The organism is Salinilacihabitans rarus, from assembly GCF_024296665.1.
Lineage (GTDB): Archaea > Halobacteriota > Halobacteria > Halobacteriales > Natrialbaceae > Salinilacihabitans > Salinilacihabitans rarus.
The window spans coordinates 1,950,558-1,971,204 of record NZ_CP100762.1 but is presented as its reverse complement, the minus strand read 5'-3'; the positions used below and the strand labels follow the sequence as shown (position 1 = coordinate 1,971,204).

The following is a 20,647-nucleotide window of genomic DNA, read 5'->3' as shown; positions in this document are numbered from 1 at the left end:
TTGTGTCGGTGACGGCGGGCGCCGGCGCCGGTTCCCTCGGCGTCACCGCGGGCGCGTCGCAGGCGACGGCGCTCGGCCGAACGGCTCGCCACCGCCGATCCGCGGGCGCGCTCGCCTGTCACGGGCGGGTTCGCGGCTCGGCCGCGACGACCGCTCCCCCGTCCGCGTCGCCCGCTTCGAGGCCGATCTCGTACCCGAGCGTTTCGAGCAGCGCGAGCCCCGTCTCGACGTGGCCGGTCACCGCGGGTATCCGGACGCGCCCGCCGGCGAGCGCGAGCAGCGGGAGCAACTGGTCGGCCGCGTGTCGGTCGACCGGCGCGTCGCCCGCGAGGAACCGGTCCGCGGCGTCGGCGGCCGCCTCGCCGACGCGCTCGGCGGGTTTCCCGGGTTCGCCCAGCGCCGAGAAGCCGGCGACGCCGCTCCCGTGGTCGACCCGGAGGACGACGGCGGAGCCGGGACAGTCGCTCGCGGCCGTCGTCTCGACGCGCTCGGCCACTTCGAGACCGCGGTCGGCGGGGGCGAGCCGTTCGAGCGCGCCCCCGGCCTGTCTGGCCGCGACGTCGGCGTCGCGGATCGCGGCCAGCGTCTCGACCGCCGCGAGGTGCTGGGGTCGGAGGCCGGACGTCTCCCGCCCGCCGCGGACGTTCTCGATCCGGACCGTCTCGTCTTCGAGCGCCGCGAGCGCCAGCGCGGTTCGCAGGAACTGCCCGCCGGCGTCGGCGCCGTCGAGTTCGCGCATACCGTCGGTGAGGTCGCCCTCGGGGAAACGCGTTGCGCGTTCGCCGTCGCCCCCGCTCACCCGGCGTGGCCCGGGTAGTCGCGCTCGAAGCGGTCCTCGATCTCGTCCTCGTCGATGCGGACGATCACGGGCCGGCCGTGCGGGCAGGCGTAGGGGTTCTCGCAGTCGTCCAGCGCCGCGAGCAGGTCGACCACGGAGCCCTCGGTCAGCGACGTGTTGCCCGTGATCGACGGGTAGCAGGCGAGGTCGCCGAGGAACTCGTCGGCCAGCGCCTCGACCGTCTCGGCGCCGGCCTCTCGGTCGCCCTCGACGAACGACGAGAGGACGTCCCGCAGGCGGTCCGGTTCGAGCGTCGCTTCTATCACCGCCGGTACGGTCGTCACCGCCACCGTCCGGTCGTCGACGCGGTCGGCGTAGAAGCCGAGGCGTTCGAGCGCCTCGCGGTAGCCCGCGAACGCCTCCGCCTCGGCCGCGGTGAGTTCGATTTCGACGGGTTCGGCCAGCGCCTGCGCGGTCGCGTCCGCGGCGAACGCCTCGCGCAGGCGCTCGTAGTTGACCCGCTCGTCGGCGGCGTGCTGGTCGATCAGCGCGAGGCCGTCGGGCGTCTCGCAGACGAGGTACGTGTCGTGCAACTGGCCGAGCACCCGAAGCGGCGGCAGCGAGTCGAACGTCGCGTCGCCGGTCGCGACCTCGCCGTCGAGGGTCCGCTGTTCGGTCGCCTCGGCGAACTTGCGGGCCCGGTCGGCGGCGTCCCGTTCGCGCTCCCGGCGGCCCGGGTCCGCGCTGGCTTCGCGACCTCGCGCGGACGGGTGCCGGTCGGACGGGTCCGAACGGGGTTCGCTCGTCCCGGGGGCGTCGGCCGACGGCGCTCGTTCGGGTGTGGGGGCGGTAGCCGAGCCAGCGCTCGCCGTCCCGTCGGGTTCGGCGTCGGCGCCGGCGCTCGTCCCCGACGCACGCTCGCCGGTCGACTCGCCGTCCGTCACGCCGTCGGGGCGATTCGTCCCCGTCGGTTCGGGGGTCGGGTTCCGCGAGTCGGCCTCGGCACTCGCCGTCGCCGTGTCCCTCGCCCCGGCCGGCGTCTCGGGTTCGACGCTCGCCTCGTCGGGCGCCGACCGCCCGCGCGGGGCCCGCGAGCGCAGCAGGCCGTGGTCAAGCAGCGCGGCCTCGACGGCGGCGTCGACCTGCCGGCGGACGGCGTCGTCGTCGTCGAAGCGGACCTCGCGCTTTCGCGGGTGGACGTTCACGTCGACGGCGTCCCCGGGGACGTCGAGGAAGCAGACGACGAACGGGTAGCGGTCGCCGCCGAGTTGCGTGCCGTAGGCGCCCATGATCCCCTCGCGGATGGCTGGCGCCGTCACCGCGCGGCCGTTGACGTACGTCGCGAGGTACTCGCGGGTCGAACGGTTCGTCTCCGGGTGGGAGACGAGCCCCGAGACGGACTCGACGGGACCCGGCGGGAGGTCGTCGGGTCCGGCGTCGACGGGGATCATCGACGCGGCGACCTCGCGGCCGTACACCGCGAGGACGGCCGCCTGCAGGTCGCCCTGACCGGTCGTCGCGAACACCTCGCGGCCGTCGTGGGAGAGCGAGACGGCCACGTCCGGGTTCGCCAGCGCGTAGCGGGTGACGACCCGGTTGACGTGGGCGAACTCCGTCGCGGTCGTCTTGAGGAACTTCCGGCGCGCGGGCGTGTTGTAGAAGAGGTCCTCGACCGTGACGGCCGTCCCCTCGGGACAGCCCGTCGGTTCGACGCCCGTCACCTCGCCGCCCTCGTAGACGAGTTTCGTTCCCGCCTCGGCGCTCCCGCGGGGGCGCGTCTCGACCGTCAGCCGCGAGACCGAGCCGATGGTGTGCAGGGCCTCCCCCCGGAAGCCGAGGGTGGCGACGCCGGACTCGATGTCTTCGAGGCCGTCGATCTTGCTCGTCGTGTGCTGGCGGACCGCCGCGCGAGCGTCGGCCTCGGTCATCCCGTGGCCGTCGTCGGCGACCCGGATCAGTTCCGTGCCGCCGGCCTCGACGGCCACGTCGATCCGCGAGGCGTCGGCGTCGAGGGCGTTCTCGACGAGTTCCTTGACGGCGCTGGCGGGCCGCTCGACCACCTCGCCGGCGGCGATGCGGGCGACGGTGTCCTCGTCGAGCGGACGGATGTCGGTGTCGTCTGTCATCGGTCGATCCCCACGGCGTTCGACGACGGGTACGAAGCGGCCGCCTATCAGTGTGTTCACTTCGGAACGCCGACGTGCCGCTCGCGTCGCTCAACTCCGTTTGAGTTGCGATTCCGATACGTATCAAACAGACAACCTTTTCCGGGACGGGCGCTACCGACACACCGTGACCCGAACCGACAACTGGATCGCCGACCACCGGCTCCTGTCGTTTTTCGCCCTCGCGTACGCGATCTCGTGGTCGCTGAACGGCATCGTCATCGTCCTGGAGATGGACCCCTCGTGGACGCGCTGGATCGTCAGCGGCTTCCTCAGCGCGCTCGGGCCGGCGATCGCCGCCGCCGTCGTCCTCGTCGCCGCTGGCGACGGCCTCCGCGAGTGGGCGCGGGGGATCGTCCGCTGGCGGGTCCACCCGAAGTGGTACGCCGCGGCGATCGGCGTCCCGGCCGCGATCACGCTCGCGGCGGCGGCCGTCGCCCAGTTCGCGGGCGGACCCGTCGACTTCGGGACGTTCTCGCCCGACGTCGTCACTCTCGGGATCGGCCTCGTCCTCGCGACGTTCCTCGGCGGCGGGCAGGAGGAACTCGGCTGGCGCGGCTTCGCCCAGCCCGAACTGCAGGCGCGGCTGGGCGCGACGCCCGCGGCGGTCGTCGTCGGGATCCTGTGGGGGCTCTGGCACCTGCCGCTGTTCTTCGATCCGACGACGATCCACTCCCAGTGGTCGTTGCCGTCGCAACTCGCGTACTTCGTCGGGATCACGGGCTTCTCGGTGCTACTCGCGTGGGTCTACAACGGCTCGGGCGGGAGCATCCTGCTGGCGATGCTGATGCACGGCGCCGAGAACGCCCTCGGCTCGCTCGCGCCGGTGCAGTTCGAGGAGATCGTCGCCGGCGACGTCGTCGACTGGGAGGCGCTGACCGTGCTGAACGTCTCGCACACCCTGATCACGGTGGCGCTGGCGCTCGCGGTCGTCGCGGTCGTCGGCCGGGGCCTCCACGCCTCGCGCGTCGGCCGGCCGACCCCGGACGGCGGGCGGTCCGACGGCCGGTGACCGCGACCGGGCGCCCGTTCACGCGCACCTTTTTGCCCGGCGGAGCGAGGTATCGTCGTATGAGCAACCTCCTCAAACGCCGGTGGCCGACGGCGGCCGTCGCGCTCGCGGCGCTCGGCGGCGCCGCGGCCGCGGCCGGCGCGAGGCGCGCGCGCCGCTTCGAGGCCGAGATCGACGGCCACGTGGACGCCCTCCGTGCGGCCGCCGCGGCGGGGTCGACGGACGCGGACGCGGACCCGTCGACTCTCCCGGCGCCCGTCGAGCGGTACCTCGGGACCGTCCTCGGGGACGGGCCGACCGCCGGTCGCGCCCGGCTGGTCCGCCTGCGCCAGCGCGGCGAGTTCCGCCTCGGCGGGCCGGACGCCCCGTGGCGGCCGCTGCGGGCGACCCAGCACGTCGCGGTCGACCCGCCCGGCTTCGTCTGGGACGCGACGATCGACGTCTTCCCGCTGCTCCCGGCCCGCGTCGTCGACCTGTACGCGAACGGGGAGGGGATCCTGCGGGCGAAACTCCGCTCGGCGGTCACGGTGGCGGACGCCGGCCCCTCCCCGGAGATGAACGAGGGGGAACTGACGCGGTACCTCGCCGAGGCCGTCTGGTACCCCGACGCGCTGCTCGACCGGGCCGTCGAGTGGGAGGCGATCGACGACCGCTCGGCGAGGGCGACGCTCGAACACCGCGGCGTGACCGCCTCGCTCGTCTTCCACGTCGACGACCGGGGGCTGGTGACGCGGGTGACGGCCGACCGGTACCGGCAGGAGGACGACGCCTACGCCCCCTGGACGGGGCGCTTCCGGGACTACGCGGAGCGAGACGGCCTGCTGGTTCCGCTCGAAGCCGACGTCGAGTGGAACCTGCCGGAGGGGGACCTGCCCTACTGGCGAGCGCGCGTGACGTCGATCGAGCGCCTGACGGACGGGGACGTCGGCGGGCGGGGCTGATCGTCGTCGGGACGGGTCCGAACCGAGAGGATGCTGGTTTAGGCGCCGACGCCCTACCCTCCCCCATGGAGTCCTCGGACGACGCCGACATCGGTCGGGCGGCGATAGACGCGATCGAGGCGCTCGGCAGCGAACGCCGCCTCGAAATCCTGTTCGCGCTGGCCGACCGGGAGTGGGAGGAACGGACCAACGGGTACGTGATGTCGTTTACGGAACTGTACGAGGCGGTCGACGTCGACAGCACCTCGCAGTTTGCCTACCACCTCAAGCGACTGGTCGGCTGGTTCGTCGCCGAGACGCCCGAGGGCTACCGGCTGACCTACGCCGGCGACAAGATCGTTCGCGCCGTCCGCTCGGGCCTCTACGAGAGTCCGCCCGCGTTCGACGCGGTCGCCGTCGACGGCACCTGTCCGGTCTGTCGCGAGGCCGACCTCGTCGCCGACCTGCACGAGGAGCGGTTCGTCGTGCGGTGTTCGGCGTGCGAGTCGACCCTGCTGGTCGACTCGTTCCCGCGGAGTCAGGCCGCGGGACGGTCGCCGGCGGAGATAACCGAGAGCTTCGGCTACCGCATCTGGAGCGCGTTCGTCGCGACCCGCGGGGGCGTCTGCCCGGAGTGTTACGGCCGCGCCGACGCGTCCGTCGACGCGCACGACCGGGACGGTGTGTCCTTCTACACCGTCGTCAGCACCTGTCGCGAGTGCCGGATGGTGATCCACGTCCCGATCGAGGTACCGGTCGCGCTCCACCCCACGGCCGCCGACTTCCTCCGTCGCCACGGCCTCCCGCCGCTCGAAACGCCGCTCTGGGAGCTTTTCGGCCGCTTCGCGTCCGACGACTGGACGGTCGACGTCGCCTCCCGCTCGCCGTTCGAGGCCCGCTTCGAGATCACGCTCGACGGCGAGACGCTCGCCCTCGAAATGGACGATTCGCTCGCCGTGACGCCGGTCGACGGCGGCTGATCCGGTCTTCTCAAACGGGTTTGAGTAACGCGGCTGTCAATATGTAACACAATTAACAATACTTATGCCCTAGCCTATCCACCGTACGACCTGTGAGTACCATTCTGGCCGACTGTGAGCGGAATCGACCCGGAACGGAGGGGCGATGGTAGCGATCGAACTCTCCGGGCTGACCAAGCGGTACGGCGACGTGGTCGCCGTCGACGGCCTCGACCTGACCGTCGAGGAGGGCGAAATCTTCGGCTTCCTCGGCCCGAACGGCGCCGGGAAGTCGACGACGATCGACATCCTGCTCGATTTCGTTCGACCCACCGAGGGCACCGCGACGGTGCTCGGCCACGACGCGCAGGCGGAGAGCCTCGCCGTCCGCCGGCGGACCGGCGTCCTCCCCGACGCCTACCACGCCTACGACCGCCTCACCGGCCGCCAGCACGTCGAGTTCGTCGCCGAGTCGAAGGGGATCGACGAGGACGTCGACGCCGTGCTCGACCGCGTCGGCATCGCGGGGGCGGCCGACCGCAAGGCGGGCGGCTACTCGAAGGGGATGCGCCAGCGGCTCGTCCTCGCGATGGCGCTGGTCGGCGACCCCGACCTCCTCGTGCTCGACGAACCCTCCTCGGGGCTCGACCCGAACGGCGCCCGCGAGATGCGCGAAATCGTCCGCGAGGAGAACGCCCGCGGGACGACCGTCTTCTTCTCCAGTCACGTCATGGAGCAAGTCGAGGCGATCTGTGACCGCGTGGCTATCATCAACCGCGGCCGACTGGTCGCGGTCGACACGGTCGACGGCCTGCGCGAGTCGACCGCGGCGGCGACGCTCCTCGACGTCGCCGTCTCCGGCGTCGACGACGCGATCCTCGAAACGGTCGCCGGGATCGACGGGGTGACCGACGTCGCCCTCGACGGCGAGCGCCTCCGGGTGTCGCTGACCGACGGCTCGAAGTTCGACGTGCTCAACGCCCTCGACGACGCCGGCGCGACCGTGGGCGACTTCTCGGTCGAGGAGTCCTCGCTCGAGGACCTGTTCGTGAAGTACACGACCGAAGAGGAAGTGGAGGTCCGCGCATGAGCTGGGCCGCCGTCGCGAAGAAGGACTTCCGGGACGCGAGTCACTCGCGGGCGCTGTGGGCGCTGCTCGGCGTCTTCGTGGTAGTGCTGACGCTGACGTCGTACTCGTACGTCGAACTGCCCGCCATGCTCGGGGGGACGGAGGAGGCCTCCATCGGCGGCCTGCTGTTCTTCACGGCGGGCAACGCGGCCCTGTTCGTCGCGCTGACGGCGATCGTGATCTGTTACAAGTCGATCGCCGGCGAGCGCGAACTGGGGAGCATCAAACTGCTCCTCGCACTGCCCCACACCCGCCGCGACGTGCTCGTGGGGAAGGTACTCGGCCGAACGGCCGTGCTCGTGGCCGCGCTGGCGATCGGCCTCGCGGCCGGCCTCGGGTTCGGCCTCGCGCTGCTCGGCACGGTCGAACTCGTCCCCGTCGCGACGTTCGTACTCGTCACGCTGCTGTTCGCCGCCGTCTACGTGAGCATCGTCGTCGCCATCTCCGCGACGACGGGGTCGACATCGCGGGCGACGACGTTCGCGCTCGGCTTCTTCGTCGCGTTCGAACTCCTGTGGGACGTCGTTCCGATGGCGGTCGTCTACGCCGCCAACGGCTTCTCGCTGCCCGCGCGGATGCCCGACTGGACGTTCCTCGTGTCGCAGATTTCGCCCTCGTCGGCGTACATCACGGCGCTCGCTGCCGCGTTGCCGGACCTCGCGTCCACGACCGGCGCGGCGATGGGTGCCGGCGAGATCGACGCGTTCTACGCGGACCCCGCGGTCGGGTTCGCCGTGCTCGCGTTCTGGCTGGTCGTCCCGCTGACGATCGGCTACCGCCGCTTTGCCGCCGCCGACCTCTGAGCGGGGCCGCGACGGCGCCGGCCCCGCCGGGCGTCGAGAGCGAGTCGGGTGCTCGGCCGGCGGGTATAAACTCTATTTTGATTTTATTCACGAGGTATGTAAACTACATTTCAGCCCGTTCCACGATACCCGTGATCTCGCCGAATTGGGTTCCGATGTCGAACGTTTTGGGCAGTTCTTGGCCGAGTATCCGACCGACTCGTCGGTGAGTCACTGTGGACCGACGACGAACGCGCTCCGTCCGCTGATCGGGCGTGAAACCCTCGAAAATCGCGCCAGGTGCGCTCCCGGTCGTGACTCGCGCTCCGCGACCGAAATTTACGGATCGAGTTAATAGATGCACAACAACTCTCAAATAGTTTCTAACGATGCCGTCCCGGTCGGGGTCGTGGGCCGACTCCGCGAACCGATCCCCGTTCGTGCGGTGGTCGAGGGTCCGCCGGGGACGGACGATTGGATTACAAACATATGTTTGTAATGGGATGCTCGCCCTGTCGATTACAACCGTACTATCGTAATGGATGCCGGGAGCGCGGAGGTTCGACGTCGATCCGGGGCTCGGCACGGTTCGGACGACTCAAGGCCTCTCACCCGCCAAATCTTGGCTTTTAGGGTCGAACGACGAACACGTTCGTTTGAGGATATCGAACGGCGAACGCGTCGTTTCGACGCGCTTCCCGCGTGCGTTCTACGTGACCCTCTCGAATAGTGGGGTCTGGCGGGCCTGAAACGCCGGAATTGGGTTAATCGGGTCGCGTTCGGTCGTTTCGGCCGAAACGGAGCCGTTCGAGCATTTCAAACGCAGTTCGCCGTCACGTTCGACGCCCCCGTTCGTGTTCGGACGAAAACGACCGTCTCAGGGCCGTATCTCGCCGCTATCGCGACGTCGACGTTGAAATTCCTCGCGTCACCGGCTCGACCGCCCCGATCGGCCGTCCGATAGTATCAAACCCATCTTCTCGGTCCAGAGATACGGGAGTTGGGCGATGACTTATACCACTGGTACTACAACCGTCCACTATGGACGCAAGCGCGCCCGATCGAGACGAGGTTCGTCAAATCGGCTCCGTACTGCGGGCGATGGAGATATTTGAAGCTATCAAAGATCGCGGCGGCGCGACGCTCGCGGATCTCGACGCGGACGTCGACCTCAGCAAGGGGACGCTCCACACCTACCTGACGACGTTCGACCGGCAGGGACTCGTCACGAGGGAGGGCGACGCCTACAGACTGGGCTACCGGTTCGTCACGATCGGCGAACACGTCCGGAACCACACGCCGCTCTACTGGGCCGGCTGGGAGGCCGTCGACTCGCTCGCCGAGGAGACCGGCGAGTACGTCCACCTGGTCATCGAGAGCAACGGCGGCGAGGTGGCGATCTACGAGTCGATCGGAAAGGACGCGGTGGCAAAGGAGTACCACCTCAGGATGCGCGAGACCCCACAGGAACTCTACGACAGCGCGGCGGGGAAGGCGCTCCTCGCGCACCTGTCCGAGGAGCGGATCGACGAGATCGTCGGCGACGGCGAACTCGAACCGCAGACCGAGAACACGATCACGGACCCCGAGGAGCTTCGAGCCGAGTTGCAGACCGTCCGGGAGCGCGGGTACGCGATCAACGACGAGGAGAAGATCCGCGGGACCCGCGCGGTGGGCGCGCCGATCCTGTTCCAGGACGGACGGCTCGCCGGGGCGGTGAGCGTGACGGCGCCGGCCAGCCGCCTCCGGGGGGACCGCTTCACCGAGGACCTCCCGGACACGGTGATGGAGACGGCGAACCTCATCGAGGTGAACCTGGAGACCGAGTCGTACGACGAGGACGAGTGACCGCGTCCCGGCGCGCTCTTCGGGCGCCGGGCGAGACCGCGAATCGTTCGCATACCCCGTCATCGGCCGCTGCTTCCGGCTTCTGTAGAATCGGCAGAAGGTTTATAGCTCGAAACTGCGAATCGACTCCTACGGAGCGCTGATCGACTTGACCGAACGTACGCAACGCGGCGACCGAAACCGCAAGACAGACGCACCGAAAGTACAGGCAACCGCGGAGTGGGCGCCGCTGGAGGCCGTTCGAATGCACCTCCCCGGCGTGGAAACGTTCGTCGGGATTCTCGATCCCGAGCCGAACCTGTTCCTCGAACAGTTCTCCCTCGTGGAGGCCCAGCGCGAGCATCACGCGCTGGCCGACGACTTCCGCGAGGCGCTGGGCGACGACGACGCCGTCCACTATCTCCACGACGACCTCGCCTCGAACGGCGAGATGGACGCGCTGCTCTCCTCGCGCGTGCAGTTCGACCTCAGCGACCTCGACCCGCAGAACGAACTGAGCGAGCAGGACAAACTCTGGACGCGCCTGCACGGGCTCAGCCCGCACACCCAGCTACAGGCGGTCGCGAGCAACGCCAAGGTCGTTCGCCACCGGGCGGAGGACAACGGCGACTTCGAGGGGACCAATCCGACCCGCTGTGACACGTCCAGCGTCACGCTGAGCCAGCCGCTGACGAACATGTACTTCCAGCGCGACCCCCACTTCGTGACCCGGAAGGGGGTCGTCCTGTGCAGCATGAAACAGACCACCCGACAGCCCGAGGTCGACATCGCGCGGGCCTCCTGGCAGGCGCTCGACGGCGAGTACGACGTCGAGATCGTCGCCGACCTGAGTCGGGTCGACACCCACGACGTCAGCGAGTACGTCCCCGAACGCGACGACATCCAGTCGACCGACGTGACGATCGAGGGCGGCGACTTCATCCCGGCCGGCGACTTCGCGCTGCTGGGGACGTCCGCGAAGATCTCGGAGGGCGACACCTACCCCGAACTCGGCGTCACGGCCGAGGACACCGAACTGGTCCACCGGACCACCTACGCGGCGGGGCACAAGCTCCTCGTCGAGGACGCCTTCGGTACGGACGAGGTCGCCCTCGTCCGGGCGCCGTTCGAGGCCGCCCAGAAGCGGTCCGAGGACAGCGAGGTCGACATGGACATCATGCACCTCGACACGTGGTTCAACTTCGCCGACGAGGACCTCGTGGTCGCCCACCAGGAACTCGTGGACAACACCGTGGTCGACGTCTACGAGCGCACCGACGGCGGCGACGAGTGTCCCTACGAACTCACCCGGCCGGACGTCAACTTCGGGGAGTACATCCGCGAGAAGGGCTTCGAGGTCGTCGACGCCGTCGAACTCATCGACCCGGACCACGAGGACGCCGACGCCGCGCTGAAGGCCGTCACGAACTTCCTGACGCTCGGCCCGCGGAAGATCCTGCCGGTGCGGTTCGACGAGAGCGACGACGGCGTGATGGTCCCGTTTATCACCGAACTGCGCGAGGAGTACGACGTCGAGATCGTCCCCGACGGCGAGGGCCGCAAGATCAAGAACCTCCGGGCGGGCTACGGCGCCATCCACTGCATGACGACGCCGATCCGCCGCGTCTGATCGATCTGCCACGGCTTTTCACCTCTCCGTTTCCCGTCGACGGCGCACGCCAACGTGACCGCGGCGCCGCCGGCGCGTTCGATTCCCACGACGACCTATCCTCCGCCTTCGTCGTTCTCGTCTCCCGCCTTCGTCGTTCGCCGCCCGCAGTCGCATCCGATCGGCGGCGACGAGGTGACCGCGAGCGGCGTCCCGGCGACGAGCGCTACTGGACGGCCGTGTGACGGCGTCGAGCCCCGCCTACGGACGCCCGGGGGTAGTCGACGCGCGGCGACGCCCGACGCACACGCCCTCCGTCGACCGTTCGGACGCGCCGTCGTCCGTTCCGCACGCGGCCGGCACGGCGACGTGTCGGTCGCCTCGACCGAGTGATCGACGGTGGCCTCCGACCGGAGACGGGCGCGGACGTCGCCGCGACAGGCCGTCCGACGCGGTCGGGGCCGGCCGGCGCTTCCCGGTGGTCACGGCCGCGGACGGACGTCGAGGCGACGGACGGTCGTACCGACGCCGAGGGCACCGACGACCCGCGGCGGTCGAAGCGTACGAGGGCGGCGGGTGCGCGGAGGCGTGGTGATCGGTACGCGGCGTCGCGCACCGGCGAGCGGTCGGGTGCCGACGTGGCGGGGCGTCGCGGCGGACCGCTGGCGCTGGCGCTTACGGGCGTCGACGCCGCGTCAAAAAATCGGACGAGATCGGACGGTTACGCGGTGGGTTCCGCGACCTCCGCGGTCGCTTCGTCCCCGCCGGAGTCGTCCTTGTAGTACATCTTCCAGTCGAGCATCCCCATGAGAACGACCAGGATCGGGGAGAGCAGTCCCACGAAGAAGTACGGGACGTACGTGAGCGTCGGAACGCCCAGCGCGGCCGCCATGAAGACGCCGCCGGAGTTCCACGGGATCATCGACTCCGAGACCGTCCCGGTCTCCTCCAGCGTCCGCGAGAGGGTGGTCTCGTCGAGCCCGTACTCGTCGTGGAGGTCCCGGAACGTCATGCCGGGCACGACGATCGACATGTACTGGTCGGCGGTGAGGATGTTCATGAGCAGCGGGCCGACGGCGGTGGCGAGCGTGACGCTGCCGACGCCCTTGACGGCCTTGGCGGTGTTGTGCGCGAGGACGGCCAGCACGCCGGTGACCTCGAGCAGGCCGCCGATCGCCAGCGCGCCGAAGACGATCGTGATGACCCAGATCGAGCCGTCGAGACCGCCGCTCGCGAGCAGGTCGTTGACGAGGTCGACGCCCGTCTCGGGGGCGGTACCGTAGTGGACCGTCCCCCACGCCTGGGCGAACCCGTTACCCTGGACGAACACCGAGATGCCGACCGCCGAGAAGACGCCGGCGCCGAGAGCCGGCAGCGCGGGGTAGCCGGCCAGCGCGAGGCCGAACGTGATGATAAGCGGGATCAGCACGAGGACGGACAGCTCGTAGCTCCCCGCGAGCGCGCCCTGAATCTCGGCGACTTCGCCGGCGGCACCTCCACTGGCCGGTTCGGTGGTGAGGCCGAGGAAGGCGTACAGCGCGACGGAGATGACGCCGATGATGATCGTGTTAGGCGCCATCCCCCGGACGTGGTCCCACAGGTCGGCGTTGCTGACACCGGAGGCCAGCAGCGTGGTGTCCGACAGCGGCGACTGCTTGTCGCCCATGTAGACGCCCGAGAGGATCGCACCGGCGGTCATCGGCGCGGGAATGCCGAGGCCGGCGCCGATCCCGACCAGCGCGATACCGAGCGACCCTGCCGTCGTCCACGACGACCCGATCGCGAACGCGACGATGAACGAGATGATGGCCGCGAGCGGGAGGAAGACGCTCGGGGTGAGGACCTCCAGCCCGTAGTACATGATCCACGGGATCGTCCCCGCGTCGATCCACGAGGCGATCAGCATGTAGATCACGAAGAGGATGAAGATCGCGCCCGCCCCCATCACGATACTGTTCGTTATCCCGTCGAATAGCTCGTCCCAGCTATACCCCCAGTGGTACTTCGCGATCAGGCCGATGAACGCGATCCCCCACAGTAACGGCATCTGGGCGTCGAGGCCCATGTACACGATACCTACCGCGAGGAACAGGATCATCCCTGCGACGGGAACGAGTGCCTCCGGGAGCGACGGGAGTCGATCCGGATCAAAGTCGTCGTAACTTTTCGGCTCAAACTCTACCATACTACAGTTGACGGTTGACAGCTACGGGGAATAAAGGTACCGCCAGTTCTTGCCGAGAAGTAACGTACGATTACACGTGTGTAATTTACTCGGAATCAAGTTGTTCTAAAGGCCGAGGTGACGCGAGCGCCTCTCCCTCCCATCGACGGGCCGTTTCGTCCCTCGTCGCGGTGACGGGAGCCCCGTCCACGCGCGTGTTGCTCGTCGCACACACGCGAATCAAGATGGTATTGCGCCCTCGTCGGGAGCGGCCGGCGGGAGCGCGAGCGGCGGTAGCAGGCCGTGTGTCCGTGTAACGTGGCACTTCCCCGTTTCGCTACCACCGGGCTGGAATCTACACAAGATTCTTCTCGGCGGGTGTCCAACGTTCGGGTAGCCATGGGTTACATGGTCGTAGCGCTGGGTGGCAACGCCCTGCTAAGAGACGGAGAAGGATCTATCGACGACCAACGTCGAAGCATACGACAGGCGGCGCCGCACATCGCGGAGCTGTACGAGCGCGGTCACGATCTCGTCTTCACGCACGGGAACGGCCCGCAGGTCGGCCAGCTTCTCCTGCAGAACGAGGAGTCGGAGTCGGCGTACCCGAAGCCCCTCGACGTGATCGGGGCCGAGTCGCAGGCGCAGATCGGCTACCTCCTGCAACAGGAACTGCGCAACGAGTTCGGGGTGACGCCGGCGAACCCGACGACGCAGACGATCGTCGACCCGGACGACCCCGCGTTCGACGATCCGACGAAGCGCGTCGGCCCCTTCTACGACGAGGCGGAGGCCGCGGAGAAGGACTTCCGGACGAAGGAGGCCACGCGGAGCAACGGCGACGTCGGCTACCGACGCGTCGTCCCGTCGCCGAAGCCCCTCGAAATCGTCGAATCGGAGGCCATCGCGACCCTCGTCGAGACCGGCCAGCCCGTCATCTGCTGTGGTGGCGGCGGCGTGCCGGTCGTCGAGGAGGACGGCGATCTCCGCGGCGTCGAGGCGGTCATCGACAAGGATCGCGGCTCGCAGGTGCTCGCGAACGAAATCGGCGCCAAACAGCTGCTCATCCTGACCGACGTCGAAGCCGCGTATCGGAACTTCGGCACCGAAGACCAGGAGCGGATCGACAGCCTGAGCCCGGAGGAGGCCGACGAACTCATCGAGTCCGGGGAGTTCGGCGAGGGGAGCATGGCTCCCAAGATCGAAGCCTGTGCGGAGTTCGTCCGGAACGGCGGTGAGCGAGCGATTATCACGTCGCTCGAGACCGCAACCGAAGCATTGAATAGAAATAACGGTACAATTATAGAATGATGCAACACCTAGTAGACATCGACGACCTGAGCCGCGACGACATCGAACAACTGTTTGACCTCACCGACCGGATGAAGGAGAACCCCGACGAGTTCTCCTCGGTGATGGACAACAAGACTCTGGTGATGCTGTTCGCGAAGCCCTCGACGCGGACCCGCCTGTCCTTCGAGACGGGCATGACCCAGCTCGGGGGCCACGCGATCTTCTTCGAGATGGGGTCCTCCCAGCTCAGCCGCGGGGAACCGATCTCGGACGTCAGCCAGGTCATGTCCCGCTACGAGGACGCCATCATGGCCCGGCTGTTCGACCACGAGGAGATGATCGAACTGGCCGAGCACGCCGACGTGCCGGTGATCAACGGTCTCACCGACTTCCTGCACCCGTGCCAGGCGCTCACCGACCTCTACACCCTCCACGAGAAGGACCGCCTCGACACGCTGGCGTTCGTCGGCGACGGTAACAACGTCGCCCACTCGCTGATGCAGGCGTGTGCGAAGATGGACGTGAGCTGCCGGATCGCCACCCCCGAGGGGATGGAGCCCGACGAGGAGATTCAGGAGCGCGTCGCCGACGCCGACGTGACGGTCACCAACGACCCCTACGAGGCGGTCGACGGCGCGACGGCGGTCTACACCGACGTCTTCGTCAGCATGGGCGAGGAGGAGCAACGCGAGGAGAAACTCGCCGAGTTCGACGGCTACCAGGTCGACCAGGACCTCATGGACGCCGCCGCCGACGACGCCGTCTTCATGCACTGTCTCCCCGCCCACCGCGGCGAGGAGGTCACCGCCGAGGTCGCCGACGGCCCGCAGTCGGTCATCTTCGACCAGGCCGAGAACCGGATGCACATCCAGAAGGCGATCGTCCACGCGCTCGTCGAGGAGTGACGCGAACGCACGACGGAGACGGCCAGTTCGAGCCGACGGACCGTCGTCCGCTTCACGCGTTGGCCCCGCGAGCCGTCGGTCTCGCGCCGTCTCGGTCCGACGCCGCGGCCGCCACACCGAACCGGGCGGGCGGCCGCTGACGACCCACCTTCCTGACCTATCGCACCCACGCCGGCGGAGCCGGTGTGAGACGACTCGCCGCCCGGATCTCTTACGAACCTATGTATGTAAACCTCCGCTATATGACGGGGCCGACGGCGGTCGCCTCGGGTGACGATCAGCACGGGTGTCGATCACGTGATGGTTCGGTCCATCCCTGCAGCGGGGATCGACAAAAGTAACTTCTCACATTCGTCGATAGACGTCCGGCCGCGCGGCCGGTCCTCCGCCGCCCGCTACTCCGGGGGCCGCCAGCGTCTCGCCCCGGCGTCGTAGGTGTATCCGACCCCCTTCAACAGCCGTCTGCAACTCGCCCGCGAGTACGCGACGTCGAACCTCTCGCGGAGGTGGCGGCGGACGAGCGCGGGCGTCCACGCGCGGGCGTCGTAGCCGGCCTCGGCGGGCGGCGCTTCGAGCGCCGCCTCGAGTTCCGCCCGCTGGTCGGCCGTCAGTTTCCGCGGCCGGCCCGGCCGCCGCTCGTCCCGTGCGGCCGCCGCCAGCGGCCGTCGGTCGAGGCGGTCGAGCCAGTTGTAGATCGTCCGCCGGTCGACGCCGAACCAGTCGGCCAGTTCGGTCTGCGTGACGCCGTTTTTGTACGCGATCGCGGCGACCAGCCGCAGCGTCGGCGTCTTCCCCTCGACGCGGTCGAGGGCCCGTCGCAGTTCCGGAACGGTGACGTCGTCGAGGTGGCCCATGTTCCCCGGAACGACTCATAGGAAAATAATTCTATCGCCTCTCGTCGCGTTCGGCCGGACGCTCGCTCGCTGCGGGACGGTCAGTACCGTGGGTGGCCGTCACAACCGCACGATATTTGATAAAGGAAGATTGAAGACCGACCAACGCTCAGGCGCGTACGATGCGCCACACCCACCTCATTTCCGCGACCCAGCTCTCGCGGGATGACATCACGGCGGTGCTCGACCGGGCGGCGGAGATCGACGCCGATCCCGAGTCGGTGGCCGACGCGCAGGCCGGGAGCGTCCTCGCGCTGTGTTTCTTCGAGCCGAGCACGCGGACGAAGATGAGCTTCGACACGGCGATGAAGCGCCTCGGCGGGGACACGGTCGACATGGGGCCGGTCGAGTCCTCGTCGGTGAAGAAAGGCGAGACGCTGGCCGACACGGTCCGGGTCATCGAGGGGTACGCCGACGGCATCGTCCTCCGTCACCCCAGCGAGGGGTCGGCGAAACTGGCCTCGGAGTTCGTCGACGTGCCCGTCGTCAACGGCGGCGACGGCGCCGGACACCACCCGTCCCAGACGCTGCTGGACCTCTACACCATCCGGAAGAACGCGCGCCTCGACGGCCTGACGATCGGTATCATGGGCGACCTGAAGTACGGCCGGACCGTCCACTCGCTGTCGACGGCGCTGACGAACTTCGACGCCCGCCAGCACTTCATCAGCCCCGAGTCGCTGCGGCTCCCCCAGAGCGTCCGGTACGAACTCGACGAGGCGGGCGCGGACGTGGAGGAACACACCGACGTCGACGCCGTCCTCCCCGACCTCGACGTCCTCTACGTGACGCGCATCCAGCGCGAGCGGTTCCCCGACGAGAACGAGTACCGGAAGATCGCCGGCGAGTACGAGATCGACGCCGACACCCTCGAGGCGGCCGCGGACGACCTGACGGTGATGCACCCGCTCCCGCGGGTCGACGAGATCGCACCCGACGTCGACGACACCTCCCACGAAACCTACTTCGAGCAGGCCCACAACGGCGTTCCCGTCCGGATGGCCCTCCTCGACTCCCTCCTCAACGCATGAGCGACAACGACCACGAACTCCGCGTCAGCAAGATCCGAAACGGCACCGTCATCGACCACGTCACGGCCGGTCAGGCGCTGAACGTCCTCTCGATCCTCGACATCGACGGCTCCGAGGGGACGGGGGTCAGCATCGGGATGAACGTCCCCTCCGACCGACTCGGCGGGAAGGACATCGTGAAGATCGAGGACCGCGAACTGAGTCCGTCCGAGGTCGACGTCCTCTCGTTGATCGCCCCGAAGGCGACGATCAACATCATCCGCGAGTTCGAGGTGGCCGAGAAGACGCGCGTCGAACGCCCCGACCGCGTCGTGGGCGTCATCGGTTGCCCGAACCACAACTGCATCACGAACGCCGACGAACCGGTCGAGACGTCGTTCGAGGTCGTCGGTGACGGCATCCGCTGTGACTACTGTGGCACCATCGTCGAGGACGCGTTCACCCAGCACCTCGTCACCGACTGACGCCGACGATACGCCGCGTCGTCTCCCCTCGTCGCCGTCGTCTTCGCGCACCCGCCGGCGCTACTCGCCGAGTCGTCGCTGCCACTCCCGTACCTTCGCCATCAGTTCGACCGGCGGCGTCTCGTTTACGTCGATCGACTCCAGATCGTCGAGGATCGCCGCCGTCTCGGGGTCGCGGTCGGGTCGCTCGCCCCCGTCGGCGTTGGCCGGCCCGCGGAACTGGCCGCTCGAAACGTCGAAGACCGTCTGGACGGGGTCGTTCGAGCCGCCGCCTCTGGCCTCGATCGCCTTCTCCTCGCGCAACCGTTCCAGGACGTCCCGCGAGCGGTCGACGACCGGGTCCGGCACGCCGGCGAGGTCTGCGACGTGGATGCCGTAACTGCGGTCGGTCGGCCCCTCGCGGACGGTCCGCAGGAAGGTGACGTCGCCGTCGCGCTCGTCGGCGGCGACGTGGACGTTCGCCACGCGGGGGAGGTGCTCGGCGAGGCCGGTCAACTCGTGGTAGTGGGTGGCAAACAGCGTCTTCGCGCCGACCTCGTTGTGCAGGTACTCCGTCGCCGCCCAGGCGATCGAGATGCCGTCGTACGTCGCCGTCCCGCGTCCCACCTCGTCTAGGATCACGAGCGAGTCGTCGGTGGCGGCGTGGAGGATGTTCGAGAGTTCGATCATCTCGACCATGAACGTCGACCGGCCCTGCGCGAGTTCGTCGAGCGCGCCGACGCGGGTGAAGATGCCGTCGACGAGGCCGACCGACGCCTCGCGGGCGGGGACGAAACTCCCCACCTGCGCGAGCAGGACGATCAGCGCCACCTGCCGCATGTACGTCGACTTCCCCGACATGTTGGGGCCGGTGACGATCAGGAACCGCCGGTCGTCGTCCATCCGCACGTCGTTCGGGACGAACTCGACCGTCTGCTCGACGACGGGGTGGCGACCCCCCGAGACGTCGAGGCCGTCGCCGCGGTGGAGGTCGGGCCTGACCCAGCCGTTCTCCGCCGCGTGGGTCGCGAGGCTCGTCAGCGCGTCGACGGTCGCCAGCGCCCGGCCGACGTCCTGGAGCAACGCGGCGCGGTCGGCGACCGCCTCGCGCAGTTCGCCGAAGAGTTCGTACTCGAGGTCGCCCCGGCGTTCCTCGAATCTGAGGATCTCGCGTTCTTTCTCCTCGAGTTCCGGCGTCGTGAACCGCTTCGAGTTCTTCAGCGTCTTGATCTCCTCGTAGTTGTCGGGAACGCCGTCGGCCGCGGACTTGCCGACCTGTACGTAGTAGCCGTCGGTCTTGTTCCGGTCGACGGTGACGTGGCTCAGCCCGTGGCGGCGCTTCTCGCGCTCGGCTAAGGTGTCGAGCCACCGCTTTACCTCCTCGTGGCGCTCGATCACCTCGTCGAGTTCCGGATCGTAGCCGCGTTTGAGCAGGCCACCCTGCGTGACCGTCGACGGCGGCTCCTCCGCGATGGCCTCCGCGAGGGTCTCCCGCAGGTCGGCCGCCGCCTCGCGGTCGGGCCGGTCGACGATCCGAGAAAGCGGCGAGTCGGCGAGGTCGGGGTGGGAGGCGACCGCCTCGGCCAGCCGCGGGAGGACCCCGAGGGTGTCCCGCACCGCGAGCAGGTCGCGGGCGTCGGCGCTGCCGTGGGTCGCCCGCGAGGCCAGCCGTTCGAGGTCGTAGGCGTCGCCGAGGGTCTCGCGGATCTCGTCGCGGGCCAGCGCCGCCGACGAGAGCGCCTCGACGCAGGCCTGCCGCTCCTCGAGGGTCGCGAGCGACCGCCGCGGGCGCTGGATCCACTCCTTGAGCAGGCGGCCGCCGGCGCTCGTCTCGGTGTGGTCTACCGTCGCGAACAGCGAGCCGTCGCGCCCGCCCTGCATCGTCTCGGTGAGTTCGAGGTTGCGCTGGGTGGTCGCGTCGAGGGTGACGTGGTCGTCCCCGCGGTGGGCGCCGATGCGCGTCATCGACGCGAGCACGCCCGCGCCGGTCTCCTCGACGTACGAGAGGATCGCCCCCGCGGCCCTGATCGCGGCCTCGGCGGCGTCGAGGCGGTCGACGCGCTCGCGGCCGAACTGCTCGCGGACGGCGTGGGCGGCCCGCTTCGGCGCGAAGGCTTCGGCGTCGTGGAGGCTCGTCGTGGCGTCGAGGCGCTCGCGGAGCCGCGCCAGCAGGTCGTCGTCGTTGCGCGCCTCGGGGCCGGGCAGCACCTCGACGGGGTCGAACCGGTAGAGTTCGGTCAGGGCCTCGTCGACGTCGGCGGCGTCGGCGACGAGGAAGCGCCCGGTCGTCACGTCGGCGAACGCGAGGCCGTAGCCCCCCTCGTCCTCGACGACGGTCGCGAGGTACTGGGCGTCGGCGTCGCTCGTCTCCAGCAGGGTCCCGGGGGTGACGACGCGGACGATCTCGCGGGCGTGGCCGCCGTCGGTCTCGTACTGGTCGGCGACGGCGACGCGGTAGCCGCGCTCGACGAGCGCCTTGAGGTACGGCGTGAGGTCGTCGAGGGGGACGCCGGCCATCGGGTACGACTGGCCCTGCGAGGACTTCGAGGTCACCTTCAGGTCGAGTTCCTCGCCGACGAGTTCGGCGTCGTCGCCGAAGAACTCGTAGAAGTCCCCACACTGCATCGCCAGCACGTCGGCGTCGGTCCCCGCTTTCAGCGAGAGAAACTCACCGACGATCCCCGTCGCCTCGGTCATAGTCGGTGACTGTCCTTCCAGCGCTAAAATGCTGCGGATT

16 protein-coding genes are annotated in these 20,647 nt (G+C 69.1%); 11 read left to right on the top strand and 5 right to left on the bottom strand.

What is annotated here, in order from left to right; genetic code table 11:
• Window positions 1-118: 118 nt before the first annotated feature.
• Window positions 119-739 (bottom strand): RNA 3'-terminal phosphate cyclase, encoded by a 621-nt coding sequence (locus tag NKG98_RS10315; protein WP_254765841.1) that lies wholly within the window; start codon window positions 737-739, stop codon window positions 119-121.
• A 56-nt stretch (window positions 740-795) separates the two neighbouring features.
• Complete coding sequence (gene mutL, locus NKG98_RS10310) at window positions 796-2,904, bottom strand: DNA mismatch repair endonuclease MutL (protein WP_254765840.1); 2,109 nt, start codon at window positions 2,902-2,904, stop codon at window positions 796-798.
• Window positions 2,905-3,070: 166 nt separating this feature from the next.
• Between mutL and NKG98_RS10305 the strand changes: the two genes are divergently transcribed.
• The 7 genes from NKG98_RS10305 (at window position 3,071) to NKG98_RS10275 (ending at window position 11,202) form a co-directional block, all read left to right on the top strand.
• Window positions 3,071-3,955 (top strand): type II CAAX endopeptidase family protein, encoded by an 885-nt coding sequence (locus NKG98_RS10305; RefSeq protein WP_254765839.1) that lies wholly within the window; start codon window positions 3,071-3,073, stop codon window positions 3,953-3,955.
• Window positions 3,956-4,014: 59 nt separating this feature from the next.
• Window positions 4,015-4,896: a DUF6920 family protein gene (locus tag NKG98_RS10300; RefSeq protein ID WP_254765838.1), complete on the top strand. Its 882-nt coding sequence runs from the start codon at window positions 4,015-4,017 to the stop codon at window positions 4,894-4,896.
• Window positions 4,897-4,961: 65 nt separating this feature from the next.
• Window positions 4,962-5,855: an ArsR/SmtB family transcription factor gene (locus NKG98_RS10295; protein WP_254765837.1), complete on the top strand. Its 894-nt coding sequence runs from the start codon at window positions 4,962-4,964 to the stop codon at window positions 5,853-5,855.
• Window positions 5,856-6,000: 145 nt separating this feature from the next.
• Window positions 6,001-6,924: an ABC transporter ATP-binding protein gene (locus tag NKG98_RS10290; RefSeq protein ID WP_254765836.1), complete on the top strand. Its 924-nt coding sequence runs from the start codon at window positions 6,001-6,003 to the stop codon at window positions 6,922-6,924.
• Complete coding sequence (locus tag NKG98_RS10285; protein ID WP_254765835.1) at window positions 6,921-7,766, top strand: ABC transporter permease subunit; 846 nt, start codon at window positions 6,921-6,923, stop codon at window positions 7,764-7,766. Before NKG98_RS10290 ends, NKG98_RS10285 begins: the two co-directional genes overlap by 4 nt.
• Before the next feature lie 1,020 nt (window positions 7,767-8,786).
• Window positions 8,787-9,593: an IclR family transcriptional regulator gene (locus NKG98_RS10280; RefSeq protein ID WP_254765834.1), complete on the top strand. Its 807-nt coding sequence runs from the start codon at window positions 8,787-8,789 to the stop codon at window positions 9,591-9,593.
• Between the two features lie 148 nt (window positions 9,594-9,741).
• Window positions 9,742-11,202 (top strand): arginine deiminase family protein, encoded by a 1,461-nt coding sequence (locus NKG98_RS10275; RefSeq protein WP_304612834.1) that lies wholly within the window; start codon window positions 9,742-9,744, stop codon window positions 11,200-11,202.
• Window positions 11,203-11,902: 700 nt separating this feature from the next.
• Here NKG98_RS10275 and arcD read toward each other — a convergent pair.
• Window positions 11,903-13,366 carry an arginine/ornithine antiporter ArcD gene (arcD, locus tag NKG98_RS10270; protein ID WP_254765833.1) on the bottom strand — a complete coding sequence of 488 codons (1,464 nt, stop codon included), beginning with the start codon at window positions 13,364-13,366 and terminating at the stop codon, window positions 11,903-11,905.
• 378 nt (window positions 13,367-13,744) lie between these two features.
• Here arcD and arcC point away from each other — a divergent pair, with 378 nt between their 5' ends.
• Together arcC and argF are read left to right on the top strand one after the other, a co-directional pair.
• The gene (arcC, locus tag NKG98_RS10265; protein ID WP_254765832.1) at window positions 13,745-14,656 is read left to right on the top strand and encodes a carbamate kinase; all 912 of its coding nucleotides are present in this window, start codon (window positions 13,745-13,747) and stop codon (window positions 14,654-14,656) included.
• A complete protein-coding gene (gene argF / locus NKG98_RS10260) occupies window positions 14,656-15,543 on the top strand; it encodes an ornithine carbamoyltransferase (protein WP_254765831.1) in 888 nt (295 codons plus the stop codon). Before arcC ends, argF begins: the two co-directional genes overlap by 1 nt.
• Window positions 15,544-15,938: 395 nt before the next feature.
• Here the strand turns inward: argF and NKG98_RS10255 are convergent, their stop codons facing one another.
• Entirely contained in the window at window positions 15,939-16,397 is a 459-nt protein-coding gene (locus NKG98_RS10255; protein ID WP_254765830.1) for a helix-turn-helix domain-containing protein, read from the bottom strand.
• A 161-nt stretch (window positions 16,398-16,558) separates the two neighbouring features.
• Here NKG98_RS10255 and pyrB point away from each other — a divergent pair, with 161 nt between their 5' ends.
• Both pyrB and pyrI read left to right on the top strand, forming a co-directional pair.
• Window positions 16,559-17,467, top strand: coding sequence for an aspartate carbamoyltransferase (gene pyrB / locus NKG98_RS10250; RefSeq protein WP_254765829.1), 909 nt, complete (start codon window positions 16,559-16,561; stop codon window positions 17,465-17,467).
• On the top strand, window positions 17,464-17,931 hold the full coding sequence (pyrI, locus tag NKG98_RS10245; protein ID WP_254765828.1) for an aspartate carbamoyltransferase regulatory subunit: 468 nt from the start codon (window positions 17,464-17,466) through the stop codon (window positions 17,929-17,931). Before pyrB ends, pyrI begins: the two co-directional genes overlap by 4 nt.
• Before the next feature lie 60 nt (window positions 17,932-17,991).
• Here the strand turns inward: pyrI and mutS are convergent, their stop codons facing one another.
• A complete protein-coding gene (gene mutS, locus NKG98_RS10240) occupies window positions 17,992-20,607 on the bottom strand; it encodes a DNA mismatch repair protein MutS (protein WP_254765827.1) in 2,616 nt (871 codons plus the stop codon).
• Between the last annotated feature and the right edge of the window lie 40 nt (window positions 20,608-20,647).